Here is a 22,805-nt window from a genome sequence, read left to right as displayed (position 1 = left end):
ATTAACCACCCTAATGAACTGGCGAGGTGCAGACGAATCGTTCCTTGTCACACGCTTTGCTGCGGCGCGCTACGGGGTGGGCGTGGGTTTGGGCGTGTCGGTCTGGCTGATGCGGCAGTCCGATTGCGCGGTGAGCGATGACGCAACCTGGGTGCCGAGCTTGAATATGCCGCCAGCTCCGGAAATGTATATGTCGTGGTCACCCGGCTTGTCTTTCATGACACCAAAGTTGGTCACGCCGAATTGTTTTGCCCCGTCCTTAACGATCTGAACGGCCTGCGGCCAGTTGTCGTCGGGGATTGGTCCACTAAACCCGACCATGAAATAGGCCGCTTTGGCCCTGGTCCACTCGTAGTCACCGCCGCAGCCAGTCCAGGTATCCATGTCCATCGACCAAGTCAACCCAGGCACCAGGGCCGTTATCGCGTTGGCCATCTGAGTCACCGCGGCCCGGTACTGATCCTTGGCGGCCTCTAGCGGCGGCTTAGCCCGCAGCGGGTTCTCCAATTCGGCCACCTTTTCGGGGCTCAACGGGCCTTCCTCTCCACGACCGGTTCCATGACCGATGCGACCGCAGCCTAGGCCCATCACAAGAATTAGGACCATCAGCCACGCCATGGGCAATCGCATCAATGTCCTCTCCGGCGGCTAGGAGGTTGGCGGTGGTTTCGGGGTGTCGGTTTCGCTGATCCGGCAATCTGACTGTGCCGTGAGGACCGCCGCTTTCTGAGTGGATAGCTTGAACTCGACTCCGCCATGGCCCGCGATGTAGACATCGTGATCGCCAGGCTTGTTTTTCATCACCCCGAAGTTGGTGGCGCCGAATTGTTTACCACGGTCTTTGACGATCTGCACGGCCTGCGGCCACTTGTCGTCCGGGATTGGTCCACTGAAGACCACCATGAGGTAAGCCATCTTGGCGTCGGTCCATACATATTCGCCTTCACAGTGGTTCCAGCTGTCCATATCGGTTCGCCAAGTCAACCCCGGCACCAAGCCTGTGATCGAATTGGCCATCTGCGTCACCGCGGCGCGATACTCCTCCCTGGCGGCCTCCAATGAAGGCTTGGCCCGCAGCGGGTTCTCCAATTCGGCCACCTTTTCGGGGCTCAACGGCCCCTCCTCACCACGACCGGTTCCATGACCGATGCGACCACAGCCCAGCACCATCACACAAACCACGGCCAGCCAGGCCACAAGCCATCGCATGTCGGGAACCTGCGTCACTAGTCTTTTGCCACGGTCCGAACCGCTACGCGCTGGGCGAGGGTTTCGGCGTATCGGTTTGGCTGATGCGGCAGTCCGATTGCGCGGTGAGCACCGCCGCCTTCTGAGTGGATAGCTTGAACTCGACTCCGCCATGGCCCGCGATGTAGACATCGTGATCGCCAGGCTTGTTTTTCATCACCCCGAAGTTGGTGGCGCCGAATTGTTTACCACGGTCTTTTACGATCTGCACGGCCTGCGGCCACTTGTCGTCCGGGATTGGTCCACTGAAGACCACCATGAAATACGCGGCTTTTGCCCTGGTCCATTCATAATCGCCACCGCAGCCCGTCCAGGTATCCATGTCGGTCCTCCATGTCAACCCGGGCACCAATGCTGTGATTGCATTTGCCATTTCGGCCGCCACAGCCCGGTACTCGTCCTTCGCTGCTTCCAGCGCCGGCTTGGCGCGCAATGCGTTCTCAAGTTCGGCGACCTTCTCCGGGCTCAACGGCCCCTCCTCTCCACTACCGGTCCCATGACCGCTGCGACCGCAGCCCAGCACCATCACACAGACCACGGTCAGCAGCCACGCCATCGGCCACCGCATCAGTGCCCCCCTTCCGGTACCGGGCCCGGCGCGCCGGGCATGCCACCGCCCAGAACCGGCGGAAGCAACGGCGCCTCCACCTTGTTGCCGGGCAGCCCGGCGGCGATCGCCGCGAAGTTGTAGCCGGACATCCGCAGCTGCGGCTGGCCAGCGGCGTCTTGGAAGACGCGAGGATAGTCGCCATGGGCATACACCCCGTCACGCCAAATGCCGCCAGGATCGAAACCTGCCTGCGACGAAAGTTCCGTCAGGCCGGGGGTCAGGTAGGGGTCTGGACCCCAGCCGTGCAATGGTGCCACCGGGGCCACCAGATCTGTGATGAGGTCGTGCGGCGCCTGCATGACGTAGGCCTGCCCGTGGTCGAGCCCGAGCTGCGCCGGGCTGTACAGTTCCAGGCCGGGCGAGCCGTAGAACACCACATCGTTAACCGGGTGGGAACCGTGGGCGTTGAGGTCCTGCAAGGCCAGCGACGCGGTTAGCGACCCGTAGGAGTGTCCCAACACCGTCAGGTGGCCATTGGGGTTGTTTGCTCGGACCTGCTGCAGATACCTTGATAAGTCCGCAGCGCCGGCTCGTGCCTGCTCGTCGGTCATGGTCTGCCACAAATCGCCCGCGCTCCCGGTGTCGAGCGGGTTGGGCGGCGGCGTGTAGCCCATCCAAGCGATCGTGGCAACTGACGCGGGCTTGCCGGCGGCATTGAGTTGCCGAATTTCTTCTCTCTGCAAGTTGCGGGCCTCGGTCACCATCCCGGGCAAAGTACCTCGAGTTGTGGAACCCACCCCAGGCACGGTCACCGACACGTTGGCCGCGGTATCCGGATTGCCGACGGCCACGGCCGCCAGCACCTGCTGGTGCGGGTCGTCGGGAATCCGGAGTTGGGCGAGGTAAGTCTCCGGGGCATTGCGCAGCGCCTGATCGACGGCGTCAAGGTCGGCCAGCCGACCCTTGGCGGCATTCAGCTGACCATCAAGGGCGGCAAGCTGGCCTAACACATCGCTGTTCAGGATGCCGTTGTTGTAATCTCTGGCAGCCTGTGCCGCAAGGTCGTCGTATCGTCCCTGCAACTGTCCGATACGGGCTTGCAGCTTGGCGCGCTCCTCGCGCAGCCGCTCCTCGTTGGCGTCGCTGGCAAGCTGTGTCGGTGTCAGGCCTTCGGGACCGACCGGCGGACCGGACTCCGCCGGGACGGGCGCATCTCCGTCAGCCATGTTGACCGCTGAGGCCAATTGCTCGTCGACGGCGTTGGCCTCGGCAACGATCACATCGAGCTCGGCCTGCAGCTCCGCTTGCTTGGCCAGCATCCGCGCCCACTCGGCCTCGGTATACCGCAGTCCGGGGACCGGCACCACCTTGTTGCTGAGCGCGTCGACCGTCAGCTCGGCGGCCGCGGCGGCTTTGCGTAGTGCGGCCAGGTCCGATTGAACCTTCACAATGCCGTCCGCGGCCCTGTCAGCCGCGCGGGCAACGGCCAACGCCTCGTAACCGTGGGCGTCGAGATCGCGGCGAAGCCCCTCGTTTTGGTGTGCCGCCGCCTCAGCGGTCTTGCCGCCGGAGCTCGCAAATATCGACAACGTCGCCAACTGACGGGACACCTCCAACGTCACCTCGGCTCGGGACTTGGCGGCGTGAAACACCTCCCGGACCGCTTGCGCGTTCCACCGATCGATATCGGCCACCGTCAAGGACACCGATCACACCTGACGCGTCGTACCGACGGCAGAAGCGCCGACCCGCGCTAACGCATGTGCCCTTTCCTCCTCCGCCGCCGCGTGCCGGACAGCGGCCTCGTGCAGGCCGCGTGCGTGGTCACCGACCCGGGTCAGCAGCGCCCTGGACACCTCTAACCAGTCGCCCAGTTTGGCATCGAGCGCCGTCGCCGAGGCGCCTTGCCAGCCCACCTGCGCCGACTGAAGCCGATAGTCGGACGTCAAATGCGCTGTCGCCAACCCCTCACCCTGACCGGTCACGTGCACCGCCGAGGACATCCACTCCTCCGGGCTGAGCTGAAACATCCCAACCTCCTGATGCCATGTGGAGACCCCAGCATGCCAAGCGCCTCATGGGTGCACAACTCAGCGAACCTCGGTGACGGCCGCGGCGAGGACTTGTACACTCCCGGCAAAGGGACCGCCAAAGGCAGGGGGTGTGGTGTTCGCCAAGGTGCGTCTGGCCGGAGCGCTCGGTGCGCTGGTCACAGCTGCCGTAGCGGGGACCGTGGGCTGGCATGGCGCCTCGGCGTCGCCGGCCGACGGCAGTGTCGAGTTGCGGTCAACCGCAGAACCGATGTCGACCACCATGAAGAGCCCCATCGTGGCGACCACCGATCCGAGCCCGTTCGACCCGTGCAACGACATTCCCTTCGACGCAGTCCAGCGCCTCGGCCTCGCCTACACACCGCCGGAAGCCGAGGAGGGGTTGCGGTGCCACTACGACGCGGGCAACTATCAGCTGGCCGTCGAGCCCATCACCTGGCGCAGCTACGCCCAGACTCTGCCGGCGGACGCCATCGAGACCACCATCGCCGGCCACCGCGCCGCGCAGTATTGGGTGCTCAAGCCGACCTACCACAACAGCTTCTGGTACTCCTCGTGCATGGTGACGTTCAAAACGAGCTATGGGGTGATCCAGCAGTCGCTGTTCTACTCCACGGTCTACTCCGAGCCCGACGTCGACTGCCCCTCCACCAACCTGCAACGGGCCAACGATCTGGCCCCGTATTACAAGTTCTAGGCCGCGCACAGTGAGCGCCACCTCGCCACGGTCCGAGCAGCGCGGCCCGAGCAGGCGAGCCGGCCGCGCCGTCCCGGGAGCGGTTGGCGCGCTGCTGCGTCTGCCCCGCGCGACCACGCGCTACACCGTGAGCCGGGTGCACGTCCCCATGCGCGACGGGATTCACCTGGTAGCCGACCACTACGCACCCACCACGTCCGAACCCGTCGGCACGCTGCTGGTCCGCGGCCCCTACGGGCGGGGCTTCCCGTTTTCTTTGGTGTTCGCCGGGCTGTATGCCGCGCGCGGCTATCACGTGGTGTTGCAAAGCGTGCGCGGAACTTTCGGGTCGGCCGGCGAATTCGAACCGATGGCCAACGAAGCGGCCGACGGTGCCGACACCGTCGAGTGGTTGCGGCGCCAACCGTGGTTTACCGGCCGGTTCGGAACCGTCGGCCTCTCGTACTTGGGTTTCACTCAGTGGGCGCTGCTGCACGATCCGCCGCCGGAGCTGGCCGCGGCCGTCATCACCGTGGGGCCACACGATTTCCGGGCCTCGGTGTGGAGCACCGGATCGTTCGCCGTCAACGACTTCTTGGGCTGGAGTTACCTGGTTTCCCGTCAAGAAGAATCGGGGCCGCTGCGAGGCGCGATCCGCCAGCTACGGGCGCCGCGCAAGGTGAAACGTGCCATCTCCGGGTCGCCGATGAACTCGGCGGCCCGGACACTGCTCGGCGAGGGCGCCCCCTGGTTCGAATCCTGGGTGGAAAACGCCGACCACGATCACCCCTTCTGGGAATCTCGGCGTTACCCCGCCGCATTGGACCGCGTCGAGGTTCCGGTCCTGCTGCTGACCGGGTGGCAGGACATCTTCCTGGACCAGACGCTGCACCAGTATCGGCAGCTGCGCGACCGCGGGGTCGACGTGGCGCTGACAGTCGGTCCGTGGACCCACACCCAGACGATGAGCAAAGGGCTGGCCACCTGCGCTCGGGAGTCGTTGGACTGGCTGGACGCCCACGTGGGCAACTCGCCCGCCCCGCGCCGCCCGGCTGCCGTCCGGGTCTTCGTGAACCGCCACGGCTGGCGCTCCCTGCCCCAGTGGCCGCCGGCCACTACCGAACGGGTGCTGTACTTGCAGCCGAATGGCCGCCTTGACGAGAAGGCGCCGCCGGCCGGCGCGCCACCGGCGACTTTCCGCTTCGATCCGACCGATCCGACACCCATCACGGGTGGTCCGCTGCTGTCGAAGGGCGGCTACCGCAACGACAGCCGGCTCGCGCGGCGCGACGACGTGCTGTGCTTTACCGGGAACCCTCTTGCCCGCGATCTGTACGTCTACGGCAACCCCGTCGTCGAGTTGACGCACTCCTCGGACAACCCCAACGTCGACGTGTTCGTCCGGGTCAGCGAGGTCGACGCCAAGGGCCGATCACGCAATGTCAGCGACGGCTACCGCCGGCTCGGGGACGCGCCGGAGACGGTCGGCATCGAACTCGACGCCGTCGCCCACCGGTTCAAAGCCGGCTCCCGTATCCGCGTCCTGATCGCCGGCAGTTGGTTTCCGCGCTACGCGGCCAACCTGGGTACCGGAGAACCGGCACTCACCGGCCGGCAGACCAAGCCGGCCACCCATTCGGTGCATTTCGGCAAGTCCCGGCTGCTGCTTCCCGCCGGCCCGTCAGCCGACCGCGTCACGAACCCGGGCGGCGACCTCGGCTAGCACCGCATCGTCATGCACCGGTGCCGCCAGACTCGGCGCAACCGGCAGCTGAACCCAGCTGGTGCAACCGGCGTACTCGGGGATGCGGGTGACCTGCACGGGCTCGGTGAGCGGCATCGCGGACACCACCAGGACGGCCAGCTTGTGCTTGGGCCGGAAGTCGAGCCGGTCCGCCCGGATCGACGCGGTGGTCCAGATATGCAGATCCTGAATGTCGTCCAGCCCCTCTGGCCGGTTAACCTGCAGTGCTGCAACGACTTTCGCCGCAGCCCGCACCACCAGTCGCTCGTCGGTGCTGTCGGCGGCCGCGCGGGCTAACAAGTCGCGGTGCTCGGGTCGGACCCGCGGCGCGTGGCTGTGCGCGACCGTCGGGAACAACAAGAACTCTCCGGCCGCCACCTCGAACCGCTTCTCCCCGATGCCGCCCTTGCGCAACAGCACGGTTTGGCGGCCATCGAGCAGCGCGTGCACGGCCGCACTCCATTCCTTCAGCGCAGGCGTCACTGGGATCTCGCCACCCGGGCCAGCACCTCGGGCCGGCGCAGCGGCGGCACAGACTTGGGTGGCTGACGCCGCGCCGGTAGCGCGGCCAGCAACCGCGTCGTCGTCGCCGTCACTTCCGCAACCGCGGCTTCGAACGCTTCGGCATTGGCCGCTGACGGGCGGGCGATACCGCTGACCTTGCGCACATACTGGCGGGCGGCGGCCGCGATCTCGACAGCCGTGGCCGGGGGTTCCAGGCCACGCAGTTCGGTGATGTTCCGGCACATGTCTCCACGATAGGTGCGGCGTACCCGGCTACCCGGCAGACGGTGAGCGCTGCATCACTCGATACCGGAATCCGTATCGCTGGTCAGCCGCGGCGTGCTTGCCGGCCGCTGTCATCGGCATGCCCTGCAGGTAGGCGTTCGCCTTGGCGTTCGCCAGCGAGCCGATGATGTCGAATTGCTGATCCAAGGGGGCGGCGTGCAGCGCCCGAACGCCGGCGTCCCAACTGCTCGGCGTCGACAACGACCCGATCGAGCCGGCCTTGCCCATCACCGCCGACACCGGCCTGGCCAGACGCTCGAGGCGTTCCCAATACTGCTCGGGCACCGCTGCTGCCCCACCCGCGCCGGCACCCGGCGGCGCCCCGAAGCGAAGTTTCGGACCCCAGCTGTCAAGAACCGAAGACCCTGAGTCGCCGGCGCCGCCCGGGCTCCCCGGTATCGTTTGTTGTGCGATCGAGGCAATGAACTGTGCCATCCCCATCCCGAAATAGCTCAAACCGGCCAACCGGACCAGCGCGGTCCGCTCCGCGGGGGTGATATTGGGCAGCAGCGCCTCGAGCCATTGTGCGAATGCCGCGTATCCCGGGAACCACGTGTTCGATGACAACCGTGCCAGCGCGTCCGATATCGCCGGAGTGGAGGCCAGCCCCCAAATCTTTGCCGATATTGCCGTACCTGCAGATGTCGCAGCGACTTCGGCCACCGCGGTTGTTTGCCGAAGTGGTCCGCTCAGACCGGTTGTCGTCGGCGGAGGGTTAAACGGATTCAGCACGGTGGCGGTTGCCGACGAGTCGGCGTAGCCGTACATCGCGGCGGCGTCTTGGGCCCACATCTCGGCGTATTCAGCCTCGGTGGCAGCGATCGCGGGGGTGTTCTGCCCGAAGAAGTTCGTGGCGACGAGCGTCATCAGCAAGACGCGGTTGGCGGTAACCGCCGGCGGGGGCACCGTCATGGCGAAGGCTGTCTCGTAGGCGGCGGCGGCCGCCCGGGCCTGGCAGGCAGTGTGTTCGGCCTGGATTGCGGTGGCGCTGAGCCATGTCACATACGGGGCGGCAGCGGCCATCATCGAAGCCGCCGCCGGACCGATCCATGCCGCGCCGGTCAGCTCGGAGATCACCGACGAGTAGCCCGACGCCATCGCGCCCAACTCACCTGCCAGCGCATCCCAAGCCGCGGCGCCGGCCAGCATGGATCCCGACCCTGGACCGGCATACATGCGCGCGGAATTGATCTCCGGGGGCAGCGCCCCGTAATCGCCGCACATCATCGGCGTCTCCGTGACTGCGGATCGTCACCCGCGGACAACACCCGCAGCCGCAGAATCGCCACGGCGCAGGCGTTGACCCGCGGGCCAGGTTTTCGGCCGCTCGGTGCCGTATCGGTAGCCATCAGTAGTTATCCGGCGAACGGCGGACGCGCCATCACGGTGGGGCGGACACCGTATCGCGGACCGGAACCAGTCGCGCCGTGCCCCACCGGCCCGCCAAGCGGCATGCCGCCCAACAGGTTTCCGGCACCCCCGGTGTCGGGCGCGAATTTGAACGTCTCGACCGGCATGCGCGCCGGGATGGACTCGACGTCCGGCAGGGCCTGTGCCCACGAGGGTGGAACCGACAGCCGGCCGATCGACCCGGCATGGCCCAAACCGGTCGATATCTGCCCGCCGCCGCCCACCAGGCTGCCCAAACCTGCTAAGCCGCCCTGCGCGGCGCCGCCGGCGGCGGCCGCGGCCTGGGTGGCGCCGCCGAGCAATCCCAAAGTCTTGCTCGACTGAACAAAGTTGTTCGCCATGCCGATGCTGAAATAGGGCAGGCCCTCGGTGTTGTAGAAGAAGCTGGCGTATGGCTGCAAGTCGGTCAGCAACGCCGCAATCGACGTGGGAAATGTGGAGGTTCCGAACAGGATCTGCCACAGCCACGCCAGTGGTGAACTCGACACCGCGGAAGCAACGGGCGTAGCGAGCCCTTGCAACATCGTGGGAATCCCCGAAATGAGACGGGCAAGGGCTGACTGGCTGGCGCCGGCCGAGGTGGCAGCGGCGTGCGTGACCGCAGCAGTTTGGCCGGATGCGCCGGCGGGGTTGACGATGTGCGGCGGCTGCTTGAACGGGGTCAGGGTCGTGGCGGACCCGGTAGCGGCAGCGTACTCGTACATGGCGGTGGCGTCCTGGGCCCACATCTGGCCGTACTGGGCTTCTAAATCCGCTATCGCCGAGGTGTTCTGACCGTAGACGTTCGACTGCATCAGCTCGGCCAACTGCAGACGGTTGGCCAGGATCGCCGGCGGTGGCACCATCGCAGCAAAGGCGTTCTCGTAGGCGGCCGCCGAGGCTCTTGCCTGCATGGCCGTCTGCTCGGCTTGAGCGGCGGTGGCCCGCATCCAGACAACATAGGGAGCGACGGCGGCGGCCATCGCCGTCGATGCCGGGCCCAACCACCCTTCTCCGGCCAGCTGGTTGACCAGCGTTTCATAGCCGGCTGCCGCGGAATCCAATTCGGCTGCCAGCGCACTCCAGGCCGATGCCGCAGCCGTCATCGACATCGACCCCGGGCCGGTATACATCCGGGCAGAGTTGACTTCCGGTGGTAAGCCGCCATAATCCATTCGCGTCGTCTCCTTAGTGAGGACGTGGCGGCATTGGTGTTGGTGCTTGGTCCACCGCCCATCCCACACAGTGAGCAAAGTCACACTGTTGCGTACACAACAGTTGTTACTTGCACTTGTTAATCAGCTGAAGCGAAGCGTAGCTTTATTCGGGCCGAACGTCCAAGCCGGTTGACAATTGTTCATCGGACGTACATGGCCCAGCCATTCCCAGCCATTCACGGGTGCAGCGGTACGGTCCGTCGGCGCCTTCCGCAACTGGCTACGGTTGCCCTATGGCCGACGACATCCTGCTGATCCACACCGACGAGCGGATCCGCACCTTGACCCTTAACCGCCCCCAGTCCCGCAATGCGCTGTCGGCGGCGCTGCGGGATCGCTTCTTCGGGGCTCTGTCCGAAGCCGACGCCGACGACGACGTAGACGTCATCGTCCTTACGGGTGCCGATCCGGTGTTCTGCGCAGGACTGGACCTCAAAGAGCTGGGCGACCAATCGGCATTGCCGGACATCTCACCGCGCTGGCCGGCCATGACCAAGCCGGTGATCGGCGCCATCAACGGGGCGGCGGTGACCGGCGGGCTCGAGCTGGCGCTGTACTGCGACATCCTGATCGCCTCAGAGCACGCCCGCTTCGCCGACACCCATGCCCGGGTGGGTCTCCTGCCGACATGGGGGCTCAGCGTGCGGTTGCCGCAGAAGGTTGGTGTGGGTATGGCCCGCCGGATGAGCCTTACCGGCGACTACCTCGCCGCCGCCGACGCGCTGCGGGCCGGCCTGGTTACCGAGGTGGTGCCGCACGACGAACTGCTGCCCACCGCCCGCCGCGTCGCAGCGTCCATCGTCGGCAACAACCAGAACGCGGTGCGCGCACTGCTGGCGTCCTACCACCGCATCGACGACTCCCACACCAGTGCCGGGCTGTGGTTGGAAGCGATGGCCGCCAGGCAATTTCGCACCAGCGGCGACGACGTCGCCGCAAACCGGGAGGCCGTGCTGCAACGCGGACGCTCCCAGTTGCGCTAGTTGGAAACGGGCCCACTGCGGACCACCCGCCGTCGGTATGGCAGTCGATCCTCAGCGGATGCGAGTCCCGGTCCGGCCGTCGAAGAAGCACACCTCTTGCGGGTGCGGCAGGATCCCCATCGTGTCGTCTACCCCGACCGCGGTGTGGCGGTCGGTGCGGACCACGATCCGCGGCGCCCGTAACGCCCAGCCCTCCTGCCCGAGAGGGCTTGCATACACAAAGGATTCGAACCCCAACTCCTCCACCAACTCGGCCCGGACACTCAACGATCCCGCAGTCCCGGCCGGCACTACATCCCAGGCCTCTGGCCGGAAGCCGACCAGCACCTGCCCGGCCGCCCCGCGTGGAACCGGAATCGCCAGCCCGGGCGACGTCAGCGCACCATTGCTCACGGTGGCCTCGACGAGGTTCATTGCCGGGGCCCCGATGAACGTTGCCACGAACGTATTGACCGGGTCGTCATACAGCGCGCGAGGGCCGTCGACCTGTTGCAGCACACCGTCTTTGAGCACGGCAACCCGATCACCCATGGTCATCGCCTCCACCTGGTCGTGGGTGACGTAGACGGTGGTGGTGCCCAGCTGACGCTGCAGCCCGGAGATCTGCGACCTGGTACTCACCCGCAACTTGGCATCCAGATTCGACAGCGGTTCATCCATGCAGAACACCTGCGGTCGGCGCACGATCGCACGCCCCATCGCCACCCGTTGACGCTGTCCGCCGGAAAGCTTTGACGGCTTACGATCAAGCAGTTCAGTCAATTCCAGCATGTTGGCAACCTCGAGTACTCGCTGGCGGGTGTCCGCGCGCGACATCCCGCCGTTTCGCAGGGCAAACCCCATGTTGGCAGCCACGGTCATGTTCGGGTACAGCGCATAGTTCTGGAAAACCATCGCGACGTCGCGTTCCCGCGGCGGCAGATGCGTCACGTCCACACCGCCGATAGTGATCTGGCCGCTTTCGACCGATTCCAGCCCGGCCAGTAGCCGAAGGACCGTGGACTTGCCGCAACCGGAGGGGCCGACGAGGACCAGAAATTCGCCGTCGGCAATATCGAGGTCCAGGTTGACGACGGCTGGCACGTCGGCGCCGGAATAGCGATGGGTCACTGCGGAATACCGGACGTCAGCCACGACCGGGCAGCTTTCGCTTGATCTGGCGGTCGAGGATGACCGTCAGTTGTTGGTTGATTTTGGCGAAGGTTGACGCGACGTCGGCTCCTTTCAGCCCAATGGATTCCAGGTGGGCGGAGATGATGCGGTTACCGCCGGGCAGGAAAACGCGTGCGTAATCCTGCGGGCGGGTGTGTACAAGCTGATCCAGTGCCACTCGCGCGCGGGGATTGGCCGCCAGGTATTGCTGCTCGCTCGGGTCGTCGACGGCGGACTTTCGCACCGGCAAGTAGCCGGTCCGCTGGCTGAAATACGCGGTGTTGCGCGGGTTGGTGATGAATTCGATGAACTTGAGCGCGTTAACTTTTCGTTCGTGGGATAGCTTGGTGGGAATCGCCAGCCCCGCCCCGCCGGTAGGGCAGCCGGGCGCGCCACCCGGACCGGTGGGCAGTGGCGACACTCCGAAATTGAAGCGAGCCGCCGCGGTGATACCGACTAAGGCGCCGGTCGATGCCAGGGCCGAGGCCACGATGCCGGTGGCGAACTCATTGTTGATATCGTTGGCGATCGCCGCATACCCCTTGCGATGGATGGAATCCCGGTAAAAGTTGCCGGCCGCGATAGTGGCCGGGTCGGTGAACCGCAACGTCCACTCGTCAGAGTAGGCACCGCCGAATGTCCAGTTCGGCCCCTGGAACGTCCAGGAGATCAGCGTGTCGTTGGCCCAGCCGTGTGCCCAGTTGCCGGCGGTGACGGCACGCTGCAGGTGGGGGCCCCACTCGTCGAATTCTTGCCAGGTTCGCGGCCCGCGGTCCGGCAGGCCGACGCGGTCCCATACCGCCTTGTTGTAGTAGAACAGCGGTGTCGAGCGGGCATACGGCAAGGCGTAATGCCGGCCGTTGAACTCGTAGTCGGCCAGCAGTGAGTCGACGTAATCGCTTGTGTCCACCCCGACCTCGTCGAACAGGTCTTCCAGCGGGGTGATGACACCGCTGAGGGCGAAATGGAACCACCAGATGTCGTCCAACAACACGACATCGGGCACATCGGTTCCGATCAGCGCCGCGTTGAACTTCTGCACGACTTCCTCGTAGTCCTTGCCGGCGTCGATCAGCTTGACCGGCAAGTCCGGAAAGCGGCGCTGAAATCGATTGATCAACTCCTTCTCCACCGCGGTGGATGTGCCGGGATGACAGGACCAGAAGGTGATTGGACCGGAGCCCGACTTCACCCCCCCGTTGCCAACCATCCCCGCACACCCGGCCGTCGCTCCCGCGGCAGCGGCACTTGCCAGCGCGAGGAACCGTCGGCGGCTTACCGGATCCATGGCCCGTTACCCCTTGACCGCACCTGACGTCAGACCCTTGATCATTTGGCGTTGCAGGACAATGAAAATCAGCAGGATCGGCAACATCGCCAGCAGCGTCACCGCCATCACCGGACCCCATTTGGTGATGCCCTCGGCCTGTTGGAGGAAGGTCAGCCCCACCGGTAGGGGCGCCACCGATTCGTCGTCAGACATCAGGAACGGCCACAGGTACTCATTCCACTCATTGACCACAGTAATGATGCCGAAGGCCACCATGGTGGGCCCCGACATCGGCAACACCACCCGCACGAGAAGTTGCCACCAGCGGGCCCCATCCATTCTGGCCGCTTCGATGATCTCGGGAGGCAGCGACAGAAAGTGGTTGCGCATCAGGAATGTTCCGAAAGCGACACCGGCCAGCGGCAAGATGATGCCGGGAAAAGTGTTGCGCAGACCCAGTTGTGAGATCAGCGCATAATTGGAAATCACGGTGATCTGGTTGGGCACCATCAGCGCGGCGATGATCACCAGGAACACCACATTCTTGCCCGGAAACCGCACGAACACCAAGCCGAACGCGCTGAGCACGCCGAGCATGAACTTCACCAAAGCCAGCGCCGACGTGATGACGACCGAGTTGCGCAGGAAGGTCCAGAACGGAATCTGCTCGGTCGCCGTTCGGTAATTCTGCGGATGCCAGCGCGGCGGCCACCAGTTCGTGGGCTGCGAATAGATGTCGGGCTGGTCCTTGAATGACGTGAAGAACACGAACACCAGCGGCCCGGCGATCACTACGACGACCACCGACATCGCGGCATAACCGAGCAAGCGGGCGGTCGCGCGACGGCCTGGTGACGTCACTGCCGCTGCCCCCGATCCATGACTCGCACCTGGTAATAGGTGATGGCCAGCAGCACCAGGAACATGATGGTGGCCACGGTGGCGCCGTAACCGGCCCGAAAGTTGCGGAACGTCTCCAGATATACCTGGTAGACCATGGTGGTGGTACCGGTGCCCTGCGGGCCGCCACGGGTCATGACGTTGATCACGTCGAACACCTGCAACGAGTTGATCAGCACGGTGATCGACAAGAAGAAGGTGGTGGGACGCAGCTGGGGCAACAGCACCCGGCGAAACGTGGTCCACCGGCTGGCGCCATCGATTTCGGCCGCCTCCAACAAGTCTCGGCGTACCCCTTGCAACGCCGCAAGATAGATGACGAAGGTGTACCCGAGGTTCTTCCAGACATAGGTGACGGTCACCATGAACATCGCCCAGCGTGCATCCTGGTAAAAGTTGGGCACGTCGACGCCGATGCGCGCCAACAGGTCCTGCACCAGACCGAAGTGCGGATCGAAGACGAACTGGGCCGCCAGGCCGACGGCCGCGCCCGAGATCACGAAGGGCGCGAATACCATCGAGCGGACCAGATTTCGGCCACGCAACGGTTGATCGAGCAGCATGGCCAGCACCAGCCCCAGCACCATCGAGCCCACCACCGCGGCGGTGGTGAACACTGCCGTGTTGAGCACGATCTGGCGGGTGTCGTCGCGGGCGAACCACTCGGCGTAGTTGGAGAACCCGACATAGTCAGCTTTGGGGTCAGAGACGTTCCAGTCGAAGAACGACAACCTGATGTTGTCGGCCAACGGGCGGTAGATGAAGAGCAGCAGCAGCCCCACGTTCGGGCCCACCAGGACGACGAACAGCGCGTAGCCCCGCCGCGGCCGGTGCCGTGCTCGGCGCGCGTCCGGGAGGCGGGGGGTCACCGGCGCAGTGTATCGGCCGGTTGACGTCGAGAGTGCCGCCGAGGTCGGCTCGCCATCCGGACCAGCACCACGCCGGCGCGTCAGGCCGTCCCCGTCAGCGCCCACCGGCCGCTGATCGTCCGGCATCCGACGAAGAGCAGCCGCAGCGCGACGAACGTGGCCAGGCCCGACCAGATGCCCGCCAGCCCCCAGCCGCACACCAACGACAACCAGGTCAGCGGCAGAAAGCCGATCAGTGCGCTGACGACGGTGGCGGTGCGCATGAAGGCCGCGTCACCGGCCCCCAGCAACACCCCGTCGAGCGCGAAAACAATTCCGGCGAAGGGTAATTGGGCCACAAGGAACCACCACGGCACCGCAATCGCGGCAAGCACCGATCGGTCGTGGGTGAACAGCGAGGGCAGCAGCGGGGCCCCTACCCCTAATGCGGCCGCGAGCACGCCCGCCGCCAGCAGCGAAAAGACCGTCACCCGCCAGGCCACGGACTTCGCATGCGCCACGTCATCGGCACCCAGGGCAGCGCCGACCAGAGCCTGCGCCGCGATGGCCAGCGAATCGAGTACCAAGGCAAGGAGACCCCACATTTGCAGTACCACCTGATGTGCCGCCAGCGCGGCGGCGCCGAACCTCGCAGCCACCGCCGCAGCCGAGACGAAACACGCCTGGAAAGCCAGACCCCGCACGATCAGGTCACGCGCCATGACCCGTTGTGCGCGCAGCACCGGCCAATCGACCCGCAGCGGCACCCGCTCGGCCAGCAACGCACCCCCGAACAGCAGCGCCGCCAGCCACTGACCAACCAGATTGGCCACCGCGGAACCGGACAACCCAAGCCGGGGCATGCCCAGCCAGCCGTAGACCAGCAGCGGGCAGAGCACTGCCGAGAGCCCAAAACCCGCGAACACATAGCGCAGCGGCCGCATGGTGTCCTGCACCCCACGCATCCAGCCGTTTCCGGCGAGCGAAACCAGAATCGCCGGTACCCCCACGATCGCGATCCGCAGCCACGGCAGCGCCGCCCCCGAGATCGCGCTGCTGCCCGCGATCGCCGACACCAGCGGCACTGCCGCGGCTTCCACCACCACGATGGTCGCCACGCCCAAACCCATCGCCAACCAGGTCGCCTGCACACCCTCGGTGACAGCCGCCGCCCGATCGGCGGCCCCGAAATGGCGCGCCGAGCGAGCGGTCGTGCCGTAGGACAGAAACGTCGCCTGCGAACCGACCGTGCCGAGCACGAGGCTGCCGATCGCCAGACCCGCGAGCGACAACGCCCCGAGCCGCCCCACCACCGCGGTATCGAAGAGCAGGTACAACGGCTCGGCGGCCAGCACACCCAGTGCGGGTAGGGCCAGCGCCGCGATTCGCCGGCCGAGAACGCGTGACCGCCCGGCGGAACTCAACGACGCTTAGCCCAGAGCCGCGAGCAGTGACGCCACAACATCGTCGATCGAGCCGCTGGTCGAATAGCCGGCTGCCAGCTGGTGGCCACCGCCTCCGAACCGCGCGGCGACGGACGTCAAGTCAATGTCCTTCTTGGCCCGCATCGACACCGACCACTGTCGTGGTTCGACCTCCTTCAACACCGCCGCCACTTCGGCCTGCTGGGTGGTGCGCACGATGTCGACAATGCTCTCCACTTCTTCCTGACGCGCCCGGAGGAATTCCCGGTTGTCGACGACCACGTAGACCAGCCCCCGGCCATCGACCGCACCGGGCACCAGTTGCGCCGAGCCCAACACCCGCGACAGCATCGGTAACCACTCGAACGGGTGGGCGTCCATCAAAGTCCGGCTCACGGCCGCATTGTCGACGCCAATCTCGACCAGGCGCGCCGCCAGTCGATAGCCGCGCGCACTGGCCCACCGAAACGACCCGGTGTCCGTGGTCAATCCGGCGTAAATGCAATGAGCGACGTCCACGTCGATCGGCTTGCCCCAGGCGTCGAGAAGGTCGGCGATCATCATCGTGGTGGAGTCTGCCGACAGATCGATGAAGTTCGCGGTGCCGAACGAATCATTGGAAGCGTGGTGGTCGATCACCAGCACATCCCGGCCGGGACCGGCCAGGTCACTCAGCCCGCCGAGCCGCCGGACACTCGGTACGTCCACGGTCACGGCCAAATCGACATCGCGACGCATCGCATCCGGGTTCACGAGCAAGTTGCACCCGGGCAACGACGCCAGCGACTCCGGCAGTGTCGCCGGCGCCCCGAAACTCACCTCGACCTGCTTCCCGCACTTGTCCAACACCAACGCCAGCGCCAATCCGGCGCCGATGGCGTCCGCGTCGGGATGAACGTGGGCAATCACCGCGACGCTGGCAGCGGCCGACAACAACTCGACGGCACCGAGGGCATCGACACTCGCCCCGGGGCAGCTCGGCACCTCGGCCAGCTCAGTCTCTCGATCGGTCGTGGTCACCGGTGTCCCCAGCCTCGATCCGATCGCTAAGTCCCCCGGAAGCCCCTCCATCACGGTACGGGTCGGCATCGCCGGCTGGCTTGGCGCCCTGCCGAACCCGCGCCAAGTCGGCGTCGGCGGCACGCGCGCGCGCCAACAACTCCTCCATACGATGCACGGTGTCGGAGGTGGTGTCCCGAGTGAACGTCAAGGTGGGCGTGAAACGCACCCCGGTACCGGCTCCGACCTTGGTGCGCAGCACACCCTTAGCCCGGTCCAGCGCGGCGGCCGCGGCGGCGTAGTCCGGCTCGTCGTCCAGCGTGCGGCCCATCACCGTGTAGTACACCGTCGCGTCGTGCAGGTCGGCGGTCACCTTGGCGTCGGTGATGGTCACCCCGGCAAGTCCCGGATCCTTGATCTCGTACTCGATCGCCGACGCGACGATGGTGGTGATCCGTTTGGCCAGTCGGCGTGCCCGTGCCGGGTCAGCCATCCGCGCGGCCCATCACGATTGCACCGCCTCGCCCCCGCACGCGGGTGGTACTCCCACTGCATCGTCTGCGCCGGTCACGAGCGTTCCTTTTGAACCAGCTCGTAGGACTCGATGACGTCGCCCTCCTTGATGTCGGAGTAGCCCAGCGTCAAACCGCACTCGAAGCCCTCGCGGACCTCCGTCACGTCGTCCTTCTCCCGGCGCAGCGACTGGATCGAGAGGTTCTCGGTGACCACGATGTTGTCTCGCAGCAGCCGGGCCTTGGCGTTACGGCGCACCACACCCGAGGTGATCATGCAGCCTGCGATGAGGCCGACCTTCGAGGACCGGAACAATGCCCGGATCTCGGCACGACCCAGCTCGACCTCTTCGTAGATCGGCTTGAGCATGCCGCGCAGCGCCGCCTCGATCTCATCGATCGCCTGGTAGATGACCGAGTAGTAGCGGATCTCGACGCCCTCGCGGTTGGCCAGCTCGGTGGCCTTGCCCTCGGCGCGCACGTTGAACCCGATGATGATCGCATCGGAGGCCGACGCCAGGTTGACGTTGGTCTCGGTGATGCCGCCGACGCCGCGGTCGATGACCCGCAGCGCCACCTCGTCGTCGACCTGGATACCCATCAGGGCCTCTTCCAGCGCCTCGACGGTACCGGCATTGTCGCCCTTGAGGATCAGGTTGAGCTGGCTGGTTTCCTTCAGCGCCGAGTCCAGGTCCTCCAGGCTGATCCGCTTACGGCTGCGCGCCGCCATGGCGTTGCGCTTGCGGGCGCTGCGCCGGTCGGCGATCTGGCGCGCGATCCGGTCCTCGTCGACGACCAGGAAGTTGTCGCCGGCCCCGGGCACCGAGGTGAAGCCGATGACCTGCACCGGACGCGACGGCAATGCCGCTTCGATGTCGTCGCCGTGTTCGTCGACCATCCGGCGGACCCGGCCGTAGGCGTCGCCGGCGACCACCGAGTCGCCGACCCGCAGCGTGCCGCGTTGCACCAACACCGTGGCGACCGGCCCGCGGCCGCGGTCCAGGTGCGCCTCGATGGCCACGCCCTGAGCCTCCATGTCGGGGTTGGCGCGCAGGTCCAGTGCGGCGTCGGCGGTCAGCAGCACCGCTTCCAACAGCTGTTCGATGTTGGTGCCGTTCTTGGCCGAGATGTCGACGAACATGGTGTCGCCGCCGAAGTCTTCGGCAACCAGGCCGTACTCGGTGAGCTGGGCCCGGATCTTGGCCGGGTCGGCGCCCTCCTTGTCGATCTTGTTGACCGCGACCACGATCGGCACGTCGGCGGCCTGCGCGTGGTTGATGGCCTCGACCGTCTGCGGCATCACGCCGTCGTCGGCCGCGACCACCAGAATGGCGATGTCGGTGGCTTTGGCACCACGGGCACGCATGGCGGTGAACGCCTCGTGACCCGGGGTGTCGATGAAGGTGATCAGCCGCTCGCTGCCGTCGAGGTCGACACCCACCTGGTAGGCGCCGATGTGCTGGGTGATGCCGCCGGCCTCGCCCTCACGGACGTTGGCCTTACGAATGGTGTCCAGCAGCCGAGTCTTACCGTGGTCGACGTGGCCCATCACGGTCACGACCGGCGGACGGGTCTGCAGATCGGCCTCGTCTCCGGTGTCCTCACCGTAGGACAGGTCGAAGGATTCCAGCAGTTCGCGGTCCTCGTCCTCGGGGCTGACGACCTGGACGTTGTAGTTCATCTCGCTGCCCAGCAGCTCGAGCGTTTCGTCGCCGACCGACTGGGTGGCGGTCACCATCTCGCCGAGGTTGAACAGCGCCTGGACCAGTGCGGCCGGGTTGGCGTCGATCTTTTCGGCGAAGTCGGACAGCGACGCGCCGCGGGCCAGCCGGATGGTTTCGCCGTTGCCGTGCGGCAACCGAACGCCGCCGACGACCGGGGCCTGCATCGAGTCGTATTCCTGGCGCTTCTGCCGCTTGGACTTACGGCCACGCCGGGGTGCGCCGCCCGGACGGCCGAACGCGCCGGCCGCGCCGCCGCGCTGGCCGGGGCGGCCACCGCCGCCGGGGCCGCCGCCGCCACCGCCGGGACGGCCGCGGAATCCGGTCCCGGGCGCGGCACCTACGCCACCGCCGCCGCCGCGGTAGTTACCCCCGCCGCCGTCCGAACGGCCACCAGGGCCGCCGGGCCGGCCGCCGCCGGGTCGTGGCGCGCCGGTGCGCGGCGGGCGCGGCCCACCGGCCGCACCGCCGGGACGTGGCGGCATGCTGCCGGGCGAGGCGCCCGGACGCGGTGCCCCAGGACGCGACGCTCCGGGGCGCGGAGCCTGCGGACGCGGAATGGGCCGTTCGGCCGGCTGCGCCGAGGAGAACGGGTTGTTGCCGACGCGCGGGGTCCGGACGCCGGGCTTGGGCGCCGGTCCGGGACGCGCGCCGGCAGCCATGCCGGGGTGGGGTGCCGGGGAGCTGGGCGGCTGGCCCGGTGGCGGCGTCGCCGGTTGTCCGGGTTGTGGCGCCTTCGGAGGCGCGGGAGTCGCGGTGGCAGCCGACGGGCGGGGTGTGGCTCGGGTGGGTGAAGTTGCCGTCTGGCCCGAGTCGGCGGCCCTATCTGGTGCGACGGCCGTCGGTGCGCCGTTACCGGCCGCCTTGGCAATCGCCTTGTCGAGGGCTTGGTCAAGGGACTGGTCTGCGGCTTTGCCACCATCCGCGCCTGGCACGGCCACCGGGGCCTTGGCGGCAGCTCGATCGGGGCCCTTCTCCGGGCCCTTGGCGGGCGCCTTGTCGGGGGCCGGTTTGGCGCCACCGAACGATTCGCGCAGCCGACGGGCGACGGGCGCCTCTACTGTCGACGATGCGGACTTGACGAATTCGCCCTGTTCACTCAGTCGGGCGAGCACTTCCTTGCTGGTAACACCGAGTTCCTTGGCCAACTCGTGTACGCGGGCCTTACCTGCCACTACATCTCCTGTCTATGAGGCGACGACAGTTGTAGGCCGCGCCTCGGGTTTAGCTATGACACATTGTCATCGGGACTTCACGGTGTGCTCATGTTCGTTGCTGCCTGTTCTGTTGCTCAGCGGGAAACCCGCTGATGTGTTCGACCACCGCTGACATATCCGGTGAACCGGTGATGCGCAGCGCTCTGGTGAAAGCCCGCCGCCGAATTGCTTGCTGTAGGCACCGAGGTTCGGGATGCAGCCATGCACCCCGCCCCGGCAGCCTTCTGCTTGGGTCAACGATCACGACGTAGCTGCCGTTCCCGGTCGACTCAGCCACCACTCGAAGCAGTTCGACGGCCAACTCTCGCTTCCGGCACCCGACGCACGTCCGCACCGGTCCGCAGGGACTGTCGGAGCATCTGTGCGCCGCCACCGAAGGCTCGCGCTGGATCACGGCTAAGTCTAGCGTCACCGAACCGGCCGCCAGAACCACCCGGGGATGGCGTTATGGTTCCGACGCCGACCGCTAGCGGTCGTGTGCCATTCCGCGGCTGGCACCTTGCTCAGGCTGACCCGCCGGGTGCGCCGGTGAATCGCCGCGGATGTCGATCCGCCATCCGGTAAGCCGAGCGGCCAGCCGCGCGTTCTGCCCCTCCTTACCGATGGCCAGCGACAACTGGAAGTCGGGCACCACCACGCGGGCGGCCCGGGCATTCTGGTCGATCACCGACACCGAGACCACCTTCGCGGGCGACAACGCGTTGGCCACGAAGCGCGCGGGATCCTCGTCGTAGTCGATGATGTCGATCTTCTCGCCGGACAATTCGCTCATCACGTTGCGCACCCGCTGGCCCATCGGCCCGATGCAGGCACCCTTGGCATTGAGACCCGGGACGTTCGACCGCACCGCGATCTTGGACCGATGGCCGGCCTCGCGGGCCACCGCAACGATCTCCACTGACCCATCGGCAATCTCGGGAACCTCCAGCGAGAACAGCTTGCGCACCAGGTTGGGATGGGTGCGCGACAATGTGATCAGCGGCTCGCGGGCACCACGGCTCACGCCAACCACGTAACAACGCAGCCGGTTGCCGTGTTCGTAACTCTCGCCGGGGACCTGTTCGGCGGCGGGGATCACACCCTCGGAGGCCTTGGTCTCGCTTCCCATCCGGACGACCACCAGACCGCGGGCGTTGGCCCTGCTGTCGCGCTGGATCACGCCCGCGACAATCTCACCCTCCCGGGTCGAGAACTCGCCGTATGTGCGCTCGTTCTCGGCGTCGCGGAATCGCTGCAACATCACCTGACGAGCTGTCGTCGCGGCGATGCGGCCGAAACCCTCCGGGGTGTCATCCCATTCGCTGATGAGGTGTCCCTCGTCGTCCAGCTCGCGGGCGATCACTCGGACGACGCCGCTCTTACGGTCGATCTCGATGCGAGCGTCGGTCTGGTGACCCTGGGTGTGCCGGTAGGCGCTGAGCAGCGCGGACTTGATGGTTTCGAGCAATTCGTTGACCGAGATACCCCGGTCGACCTCAATCGCATGCAGCGCGGCCATGTCGATGTTCATGATTCGGCCTCCGTACCAGCGGCGCCACCCGCCGTCGCCAATTCGATCTCGGCTCGGGCTGGCAGTGAAAACTCCACTTGGACAACAGCTTTCAGGACCTGCGCGAGCGGAATCTGGCGCACCGCCCAGTCCCGACCCTGCCAGACCACCAGCGCCACGGTGTCGCCGGTCAGCTCTCCGACCCGGCCGGTCAGCCGGGATCCGTCGGACAATGTGAGTTCGACCTTGCGACCGCGGGCACGGCGGAAGTGCTTTTCGCTGGTCAGCGGGCGTTCGACGCCGGGCGAGCTGACTTCGAGGATGTACCTGTCGCGGATGGTGTCCAAGCCGTCCAGCAAAGCCGAAGCGGAGCGCGACAGGGCGGCGACGGTGTCCAGGTCGAGCGCGGTGTCGCCGTCGGCGACCACCGTGATCCGCGGTGGGTGGGCGCGGGTGTCGATGACCACGTCTTCGATCTCGTAGCCGGCGCACGCAAATACCCCACCGAGTAGCTCGATCACCTGCGTCTGCGAAGGTAGCCCGGTGGTCACGGCGAGCTCCTCATCTTGAGTTGTCCGGTCATCTGGCGGATTTCGCTGCCAGAGCGGTTTCGCCCCGGCCCGCCG

At 66.5% G+C, this 22,805-nt stretch carries 23 protein-coding genes; 3 read left to right on the top strand and 20 right to left on the bottom strand.

Going from position 1 to position 22,805, the window contains the following annotated elements:
• Positions 1 to 69: 69 nt before the first annotated feature.
• From EET10_RS09950 to EET10_RS09930, 5 genes are read right to left on the bottom strand one after another with little or no spacing between them, the layout of a single operon-like run.
• Positions 70 to 630: an LppA family lipoprotein gene (locus tag EET10_RS09950; protein WP_103802703.1), complete on the bottom strand. Its 561-nt coding sequence runs from the start codon at positions 628 to 630 to the stop codon at positions 70 to 72.
• An 18-nt stretch (positions 631 to 648) separates the two neighbouring features.
• Positions 649 to 1,209 (bottom strand): LppA family lipoprotein, encoded by a 561-nt coding sequence (locus EET10_RS09945; RefSeq protein WP_036392045.1) that lies wholly within the window; start codon positions 1,207 to 1,209, stop codon positions 649 to 651.
• 43 nt (positions 1,210 to 1,252) lie between these two features.
• Positions 1,253 to 1,816 (bottom strand): LppA family lipoprotein, encoded by a 564-nt coding sequence (locus EET10_RS09940; protein WP_023372438.1) that lies wholly within the window; start codon positions 1,814 to 1,816, stop codon positions 1,253 to 1,255.
• Positions 1,816 to 3,504 (bottom strand): alpha/beta hydrolase family protein, encoded by a 1,689-nt coding sequence (locus EET10_RS09935; protein WP_122502117.1) that lies wholly within the window; start codon positions 3,502 to 3,504, stop codon positions 1,816 to 1,818. Before EET10_RS09935 ends, EET10_RS09940 begins: the two co-directional genes overlap by 1 nt.
• A 3-nt stretch (positions 3,505 to 3,507) precedes the next feature.
• Positions 3,508 to 3,828 (bottom strand): hypothetical protein, encoded by a 321-nt coding sequence (locus EET10_RS09930; RefSeq protein WP_075548969.1) that lies wholly within the window; start codon positions 3,826 to 3,828, stop codon positions 3,508 to 3,510.
• A 136-nt stretch (positions 3,829 to 3,964) separates the two neighbouring features.
• Between EET10_RS09930 and EET10_RS09925 the strand changes: the two genes are divergently transcribed.
• Together EET10_RS09925 and EET10_RS09920 are read left to right on the top strand one after the other, a co-directional pair.
• Positions 3,965 to 4,546 carry a DUF3558 domain-containing protein gene (locus EET10_RS09925; protein ID WP_023372435.1) on the top strand — a complete coding sequence of 194 codons (582 nt, stop codon included), beginning with the start codon at positions 3,965 to 3,967 and terminating at the stop codon, positions 4,544 to 4,546.
• Positions 4,547 to 4,556: 10 nt separating this feature from the next.
• Complete coding sequence (locus EET10_RS09920; protein WP_423793630.1) at positions 4,557 to 6,248, top strand: CocE/NonD family hydrolase; 1,692 nt, start codon at positions 4,557 to 4,559, stop codon at positions 6,246 to 6,248.
• On the opposite strand, the gene EET10_RS09915 is transcribed toward EET10_RS09920, so the two are convergent.
• The 4 genes from EET10_RS09915 to EET10_RS09900 form a co-directional block, all read right to left on the bottom strand.
• Positions 6,207 to 6,752: a DUF1802 family protein gene (locus EET10_RS09915; RefSeq protein WP_036403831.1), complete on the bottom strand. Its 546-nt coding sequence runs from the start codon at positions 6,750 to 6,752 to the stop codon at positions 6,207 to 6,209. The two genes, EET10_RS09920 and EET10_RS09915, sit on opposite strands and share 42 nt — an antisense overlap.
• Positions 6,749 to 7,018 (bottom strand): DUF2277 family protein, encoded by a 270-nt coding sequence (locus tag EET10_RS09910; protein ID WP_036403833.1) that lies wholly within the window; start codon positions 7,016 to 7,018, stop codon positions 6,749 to 6,751. Before EET10_RS09910 ends, EET10_RS09915 begins: the two co-directional genes overlap by 4 nt.
• A 28-nt stretch (positions 7,019 to 7,046) precedes the next feature.
• On the bottom strand, positions 7,047 to 8,285 hold the full coding sequence (locus EET10_RS09905; RefSeq protein ID WP_063466272.1) for a PPE family protein: 1,239 nt from the start codon (positions 8,283 to 8,285) through the stop codon (positions 7,047 to 7,049).
• Positions 8,286 to 8,413: 128 nt separating this feature from the next.
• Positions 8,414 to 9,622 carry a PPE family protein gene (locus EET10_RS09900; protein WP_036403837.1) on the bottom strand — a complete coding sequence of 403 codons (1,209 nt, stop codon included), beginning with the start codon at positions 9,620 to 9,622 and terminating at the stop codon, positions 8,414 to 8,416.
• Between the two features lie 275 nt (positions 9,623 to 9,897).
• On the opposite strand from EET10_RS09900, the gene EET10_RS09895 reads away from it, so the two are divergent.
• A complete protein-coding gene (locus EET10_RS09895; protein ID WP_036403840.1) occupies positions 9,898 to 10,647 on the top strand; it encodes an enoyl-CoA hydratase in 750 nt (249 codons plus the stop codon).
• Positions 10,648 to 10,698: 51 nt separating this feature from the next.
• Here the strand turns inward: EET10_RS09895 and EET10_RS09890 are convergent, their stop codons facing one another.
• The 11 genes from EET10_RS09890 to rimP form a co-directional block, all read right to left on the bottom strand.
• Positions 10,699 to 11,781: an ABC transporter ATP-binding protein gene (locus EET10_RS09890; protein ID WP_122502116.1), complete on the bottom strand. Its 1,083-nt coding sequence runs from the start codon at positions 11,779 to 11,781 to the stop codon at positions 10,699 to 10,701.
• On the bottom strand, positions 11,774 to 13,087 hold the full coding sequence (locus EET10_RS09885) for an ABC transporter substrate-binding protein (RefSeq protein WP_036403842.1): 1,314 nt from the start codon (positions 13,085 to 13,087) through the stop codon (positions 11,774 to 11,776). Before EET10_RS09885 ends, EET10_RS09890 begins: the two co-directional genes overlap by 8 nt.
• A 6-nt stretch (positions 13,088 to 13,093) precedes the next feature.
• Positions 13,094 to 13,879 (bottom strand): carbohydrate ABC transporter permease, encoded by a 786-nt coding sequence (locus EET10_RS09880; RefSeq protein ID WP_051490565.1) that lies wholly within the window; start codon positions 13,877 to 13,879, stop codon positions 13,094 to 13,096.
• A gap of 47 nt (positions 13,880 to 13,926) precedes the next feature.
• Positions 13,927 to 14,838 carry a carbohydrate ABC transporter permease gene (locus EET10_RS09875; protein ID WP_063466275.1) on the bottom strand — a complete coding sequence of 304 codons (912 nt, stop codon included), beginning with the start codon at positions 14,836 to 14,838 and terminating at the stop codon, positions 13,927 to 13,929.
• An 80-nt stretch (positions 14,839 to 14,918) separates the two neighbouring features.
• Positions 14,919 to 16,241, bottom strand: a complete 1,323-nt coding sequence (locus tag EET10_RS09870; protein WP_099188220.1) for an MATE family efflux transporter — start codon at positions 16,239 to 16,241, stop codon at positions 14,919 to 14,921.
• 6 nt (positions 16,242 to 16,247) lie between these two features.
• Positions 16,248 to 17,261, bottom strand: a complete 1,014-nt coding sequence (locus tag EET10_RS09865) for a DHH family phosphoesterase (RefSeq protein WP_246013628.1) — start codon at positions 17,259 to 17,261, stop codon at positions 16,248 to 16,250.
• Complete coding sequence (rbfA, locus tag EET10_RS09860) at positions 17,236 to 17,733, bottom strand: 30S ribosome-binding factor RbfA (RefSeq protein WP_063466268.1); 498 nt, start codon at positions 17,731 to 17,733, stop codon at positions 17,236 to 17,238. The genes EET10_RS09865 and rbfA overlap by 26 nt, the downstream gene beginning before the upstream one ends.
• A 74-nt stretch (positions 17,734 to 17,807) precedes the next feature.
• Positions 17,808 to 20,648: a translation initiation factor IF-2 gene (gene infB / locus EET10_RS09855; RefSeq protein WP_063466267.1), complete on the bottom strand. Its 2,841-nt coding sequence runs from the start codon at positions 20,646 to 20,648 to the stop codon at positions 17,808 to 17,810.
• Positions 20,649 to 20,736: 88 nt separating this feature from the next.
• Positions 20,737 to 20,967 (bottom strand): YlxR family protein, encoded by a 231-nt coding sequence (locus EET10_RS32230; RefSeq protein ID WP_423793629.1) that lies wholly within the window; start codon positions 20,965 to 20,967, stop codon positions 20,737 to 20,739.
• 189 nt (positions 20,968 to 21,156) lie between these two features.
• Positions 21,157 to 22,200 (bottom strand): transcription termination factor NusA, encoded by a 1,044-nt coding sequence (gene nusA, locus EET10_RS09845; RefSeq protein ID WP_036403848.1) that lies wholly within the window; start codon positions 22,198 to 22,200, stop codon positions 21,157 to 21,159.
• Entirely contained in the window at positions 22,197 to 22,730 is a 534-nt protein-coding gene (rimP, locus tag EET10_RS09840; protein ID WP_036403850.1) for a ribosome maturation factor RimP, read from the bottom strand. Before rimP ends, nusA begins: the two co-directional genes overlap by 4 nt.
• Between the last annotated feature and the right edge of the window lie 75 nt (positions 22,731 to 22,805).

It is taken from the genome of Mycobacterium pseudokansasii, from assembly GCF_900566075.1.
GTDB classification, from domain to species: domain Bacteria; phylum Actinomycetota; class Actinomycetes; order Mycobacteriales; family Mycobacteriaceae; genus Mycobacterium; species Mycobacterium pseudokansasii.
This window is presented reverse-complemented; position numbering and strand designations above follow the sequence as displayed.

Coding starts and splice junctions, on each gene's coding strand:
- EET10_RS09950 (WP_103802703.1), bottom strand. CDS start 630: ATGCGATTGCCCATGGCGTGGCTGATGGTCCTAATTCTTGTGATGGGC.
- EET10_RS09945 (WP_036392045.1), bottom strand. CDS start 1,209: ATGCGATGGCTTGTGGCCTGGCTGGCCGTGGTTTGTGTGATGGTGCTG.
- EET10_RS09940 (WP_023372438.1), bottom strand. CDS start 1,816: ATGCGGTGGCCGATGGCGTGGCTGCTGACCGTGGTCTGTGTGATGGTG.
- EET10_RS09930 (WP_075548969.1), bottom strand. CDS start 3,828: ATGTTTCAGCTCAGCCCGGAGGAGTGGATGTCCTCGGCGGTGCACGTG.
- EET10_RS09910 (WP_036403833.1), bottom strand. CDS start 7,018: ATGTGCCGGAACATCACCGAACTGCGTGGCCTGGAACCCCCGGCCACG.
- EET10_RS09905 (WP_063466272.1), bottom strand. CDS start 8,285: ATGATGTGCGGCGATTACGGGGCGCTGCCCCCGGAGATCAATTCCGCG.
- EET10_RS09900 (WP_036403837.1), bottom strand. CDS start 9,622: ATGGATTATGGCGGCTTACCACCGGAAGTCAACTCTGCCCGGATGTAT.
- EET10_RS09895 (WP_036403840.1), top strand. CDS start 9,898: ATGGCCGACGACATCCTGCTGATCCACACCGACGAGCGGATCCGCACC.
- EET10_RS09885 (WP_036403842.1), bottom strand. CDS start 13,087: ATGGATCCGGTAAGCCGCCGACGGTTCCTCGCGCTGGCAAGTGCCGCT.
- EET10_RS09880 (WP_051490565.1), bottom strand. CDS start 13,879: ATGTCGGTGGTCGTCGTAGTGATCGCCGGGCCGCTGGTGTTCGTGTTC.
- rbfA (WP_063466268.1), bottom strand. CDS start 17,733: ATGGCTGACCCGGCACGGGCACGCCGACTGGCCAAACGGATCACCACC.
- nusA (WP_036403848.1), bottom strand. CDS start 22,200: ATGAACATCGACATGGCCGCGCTGCATGCGATTGAGGTCGACCGGGGT.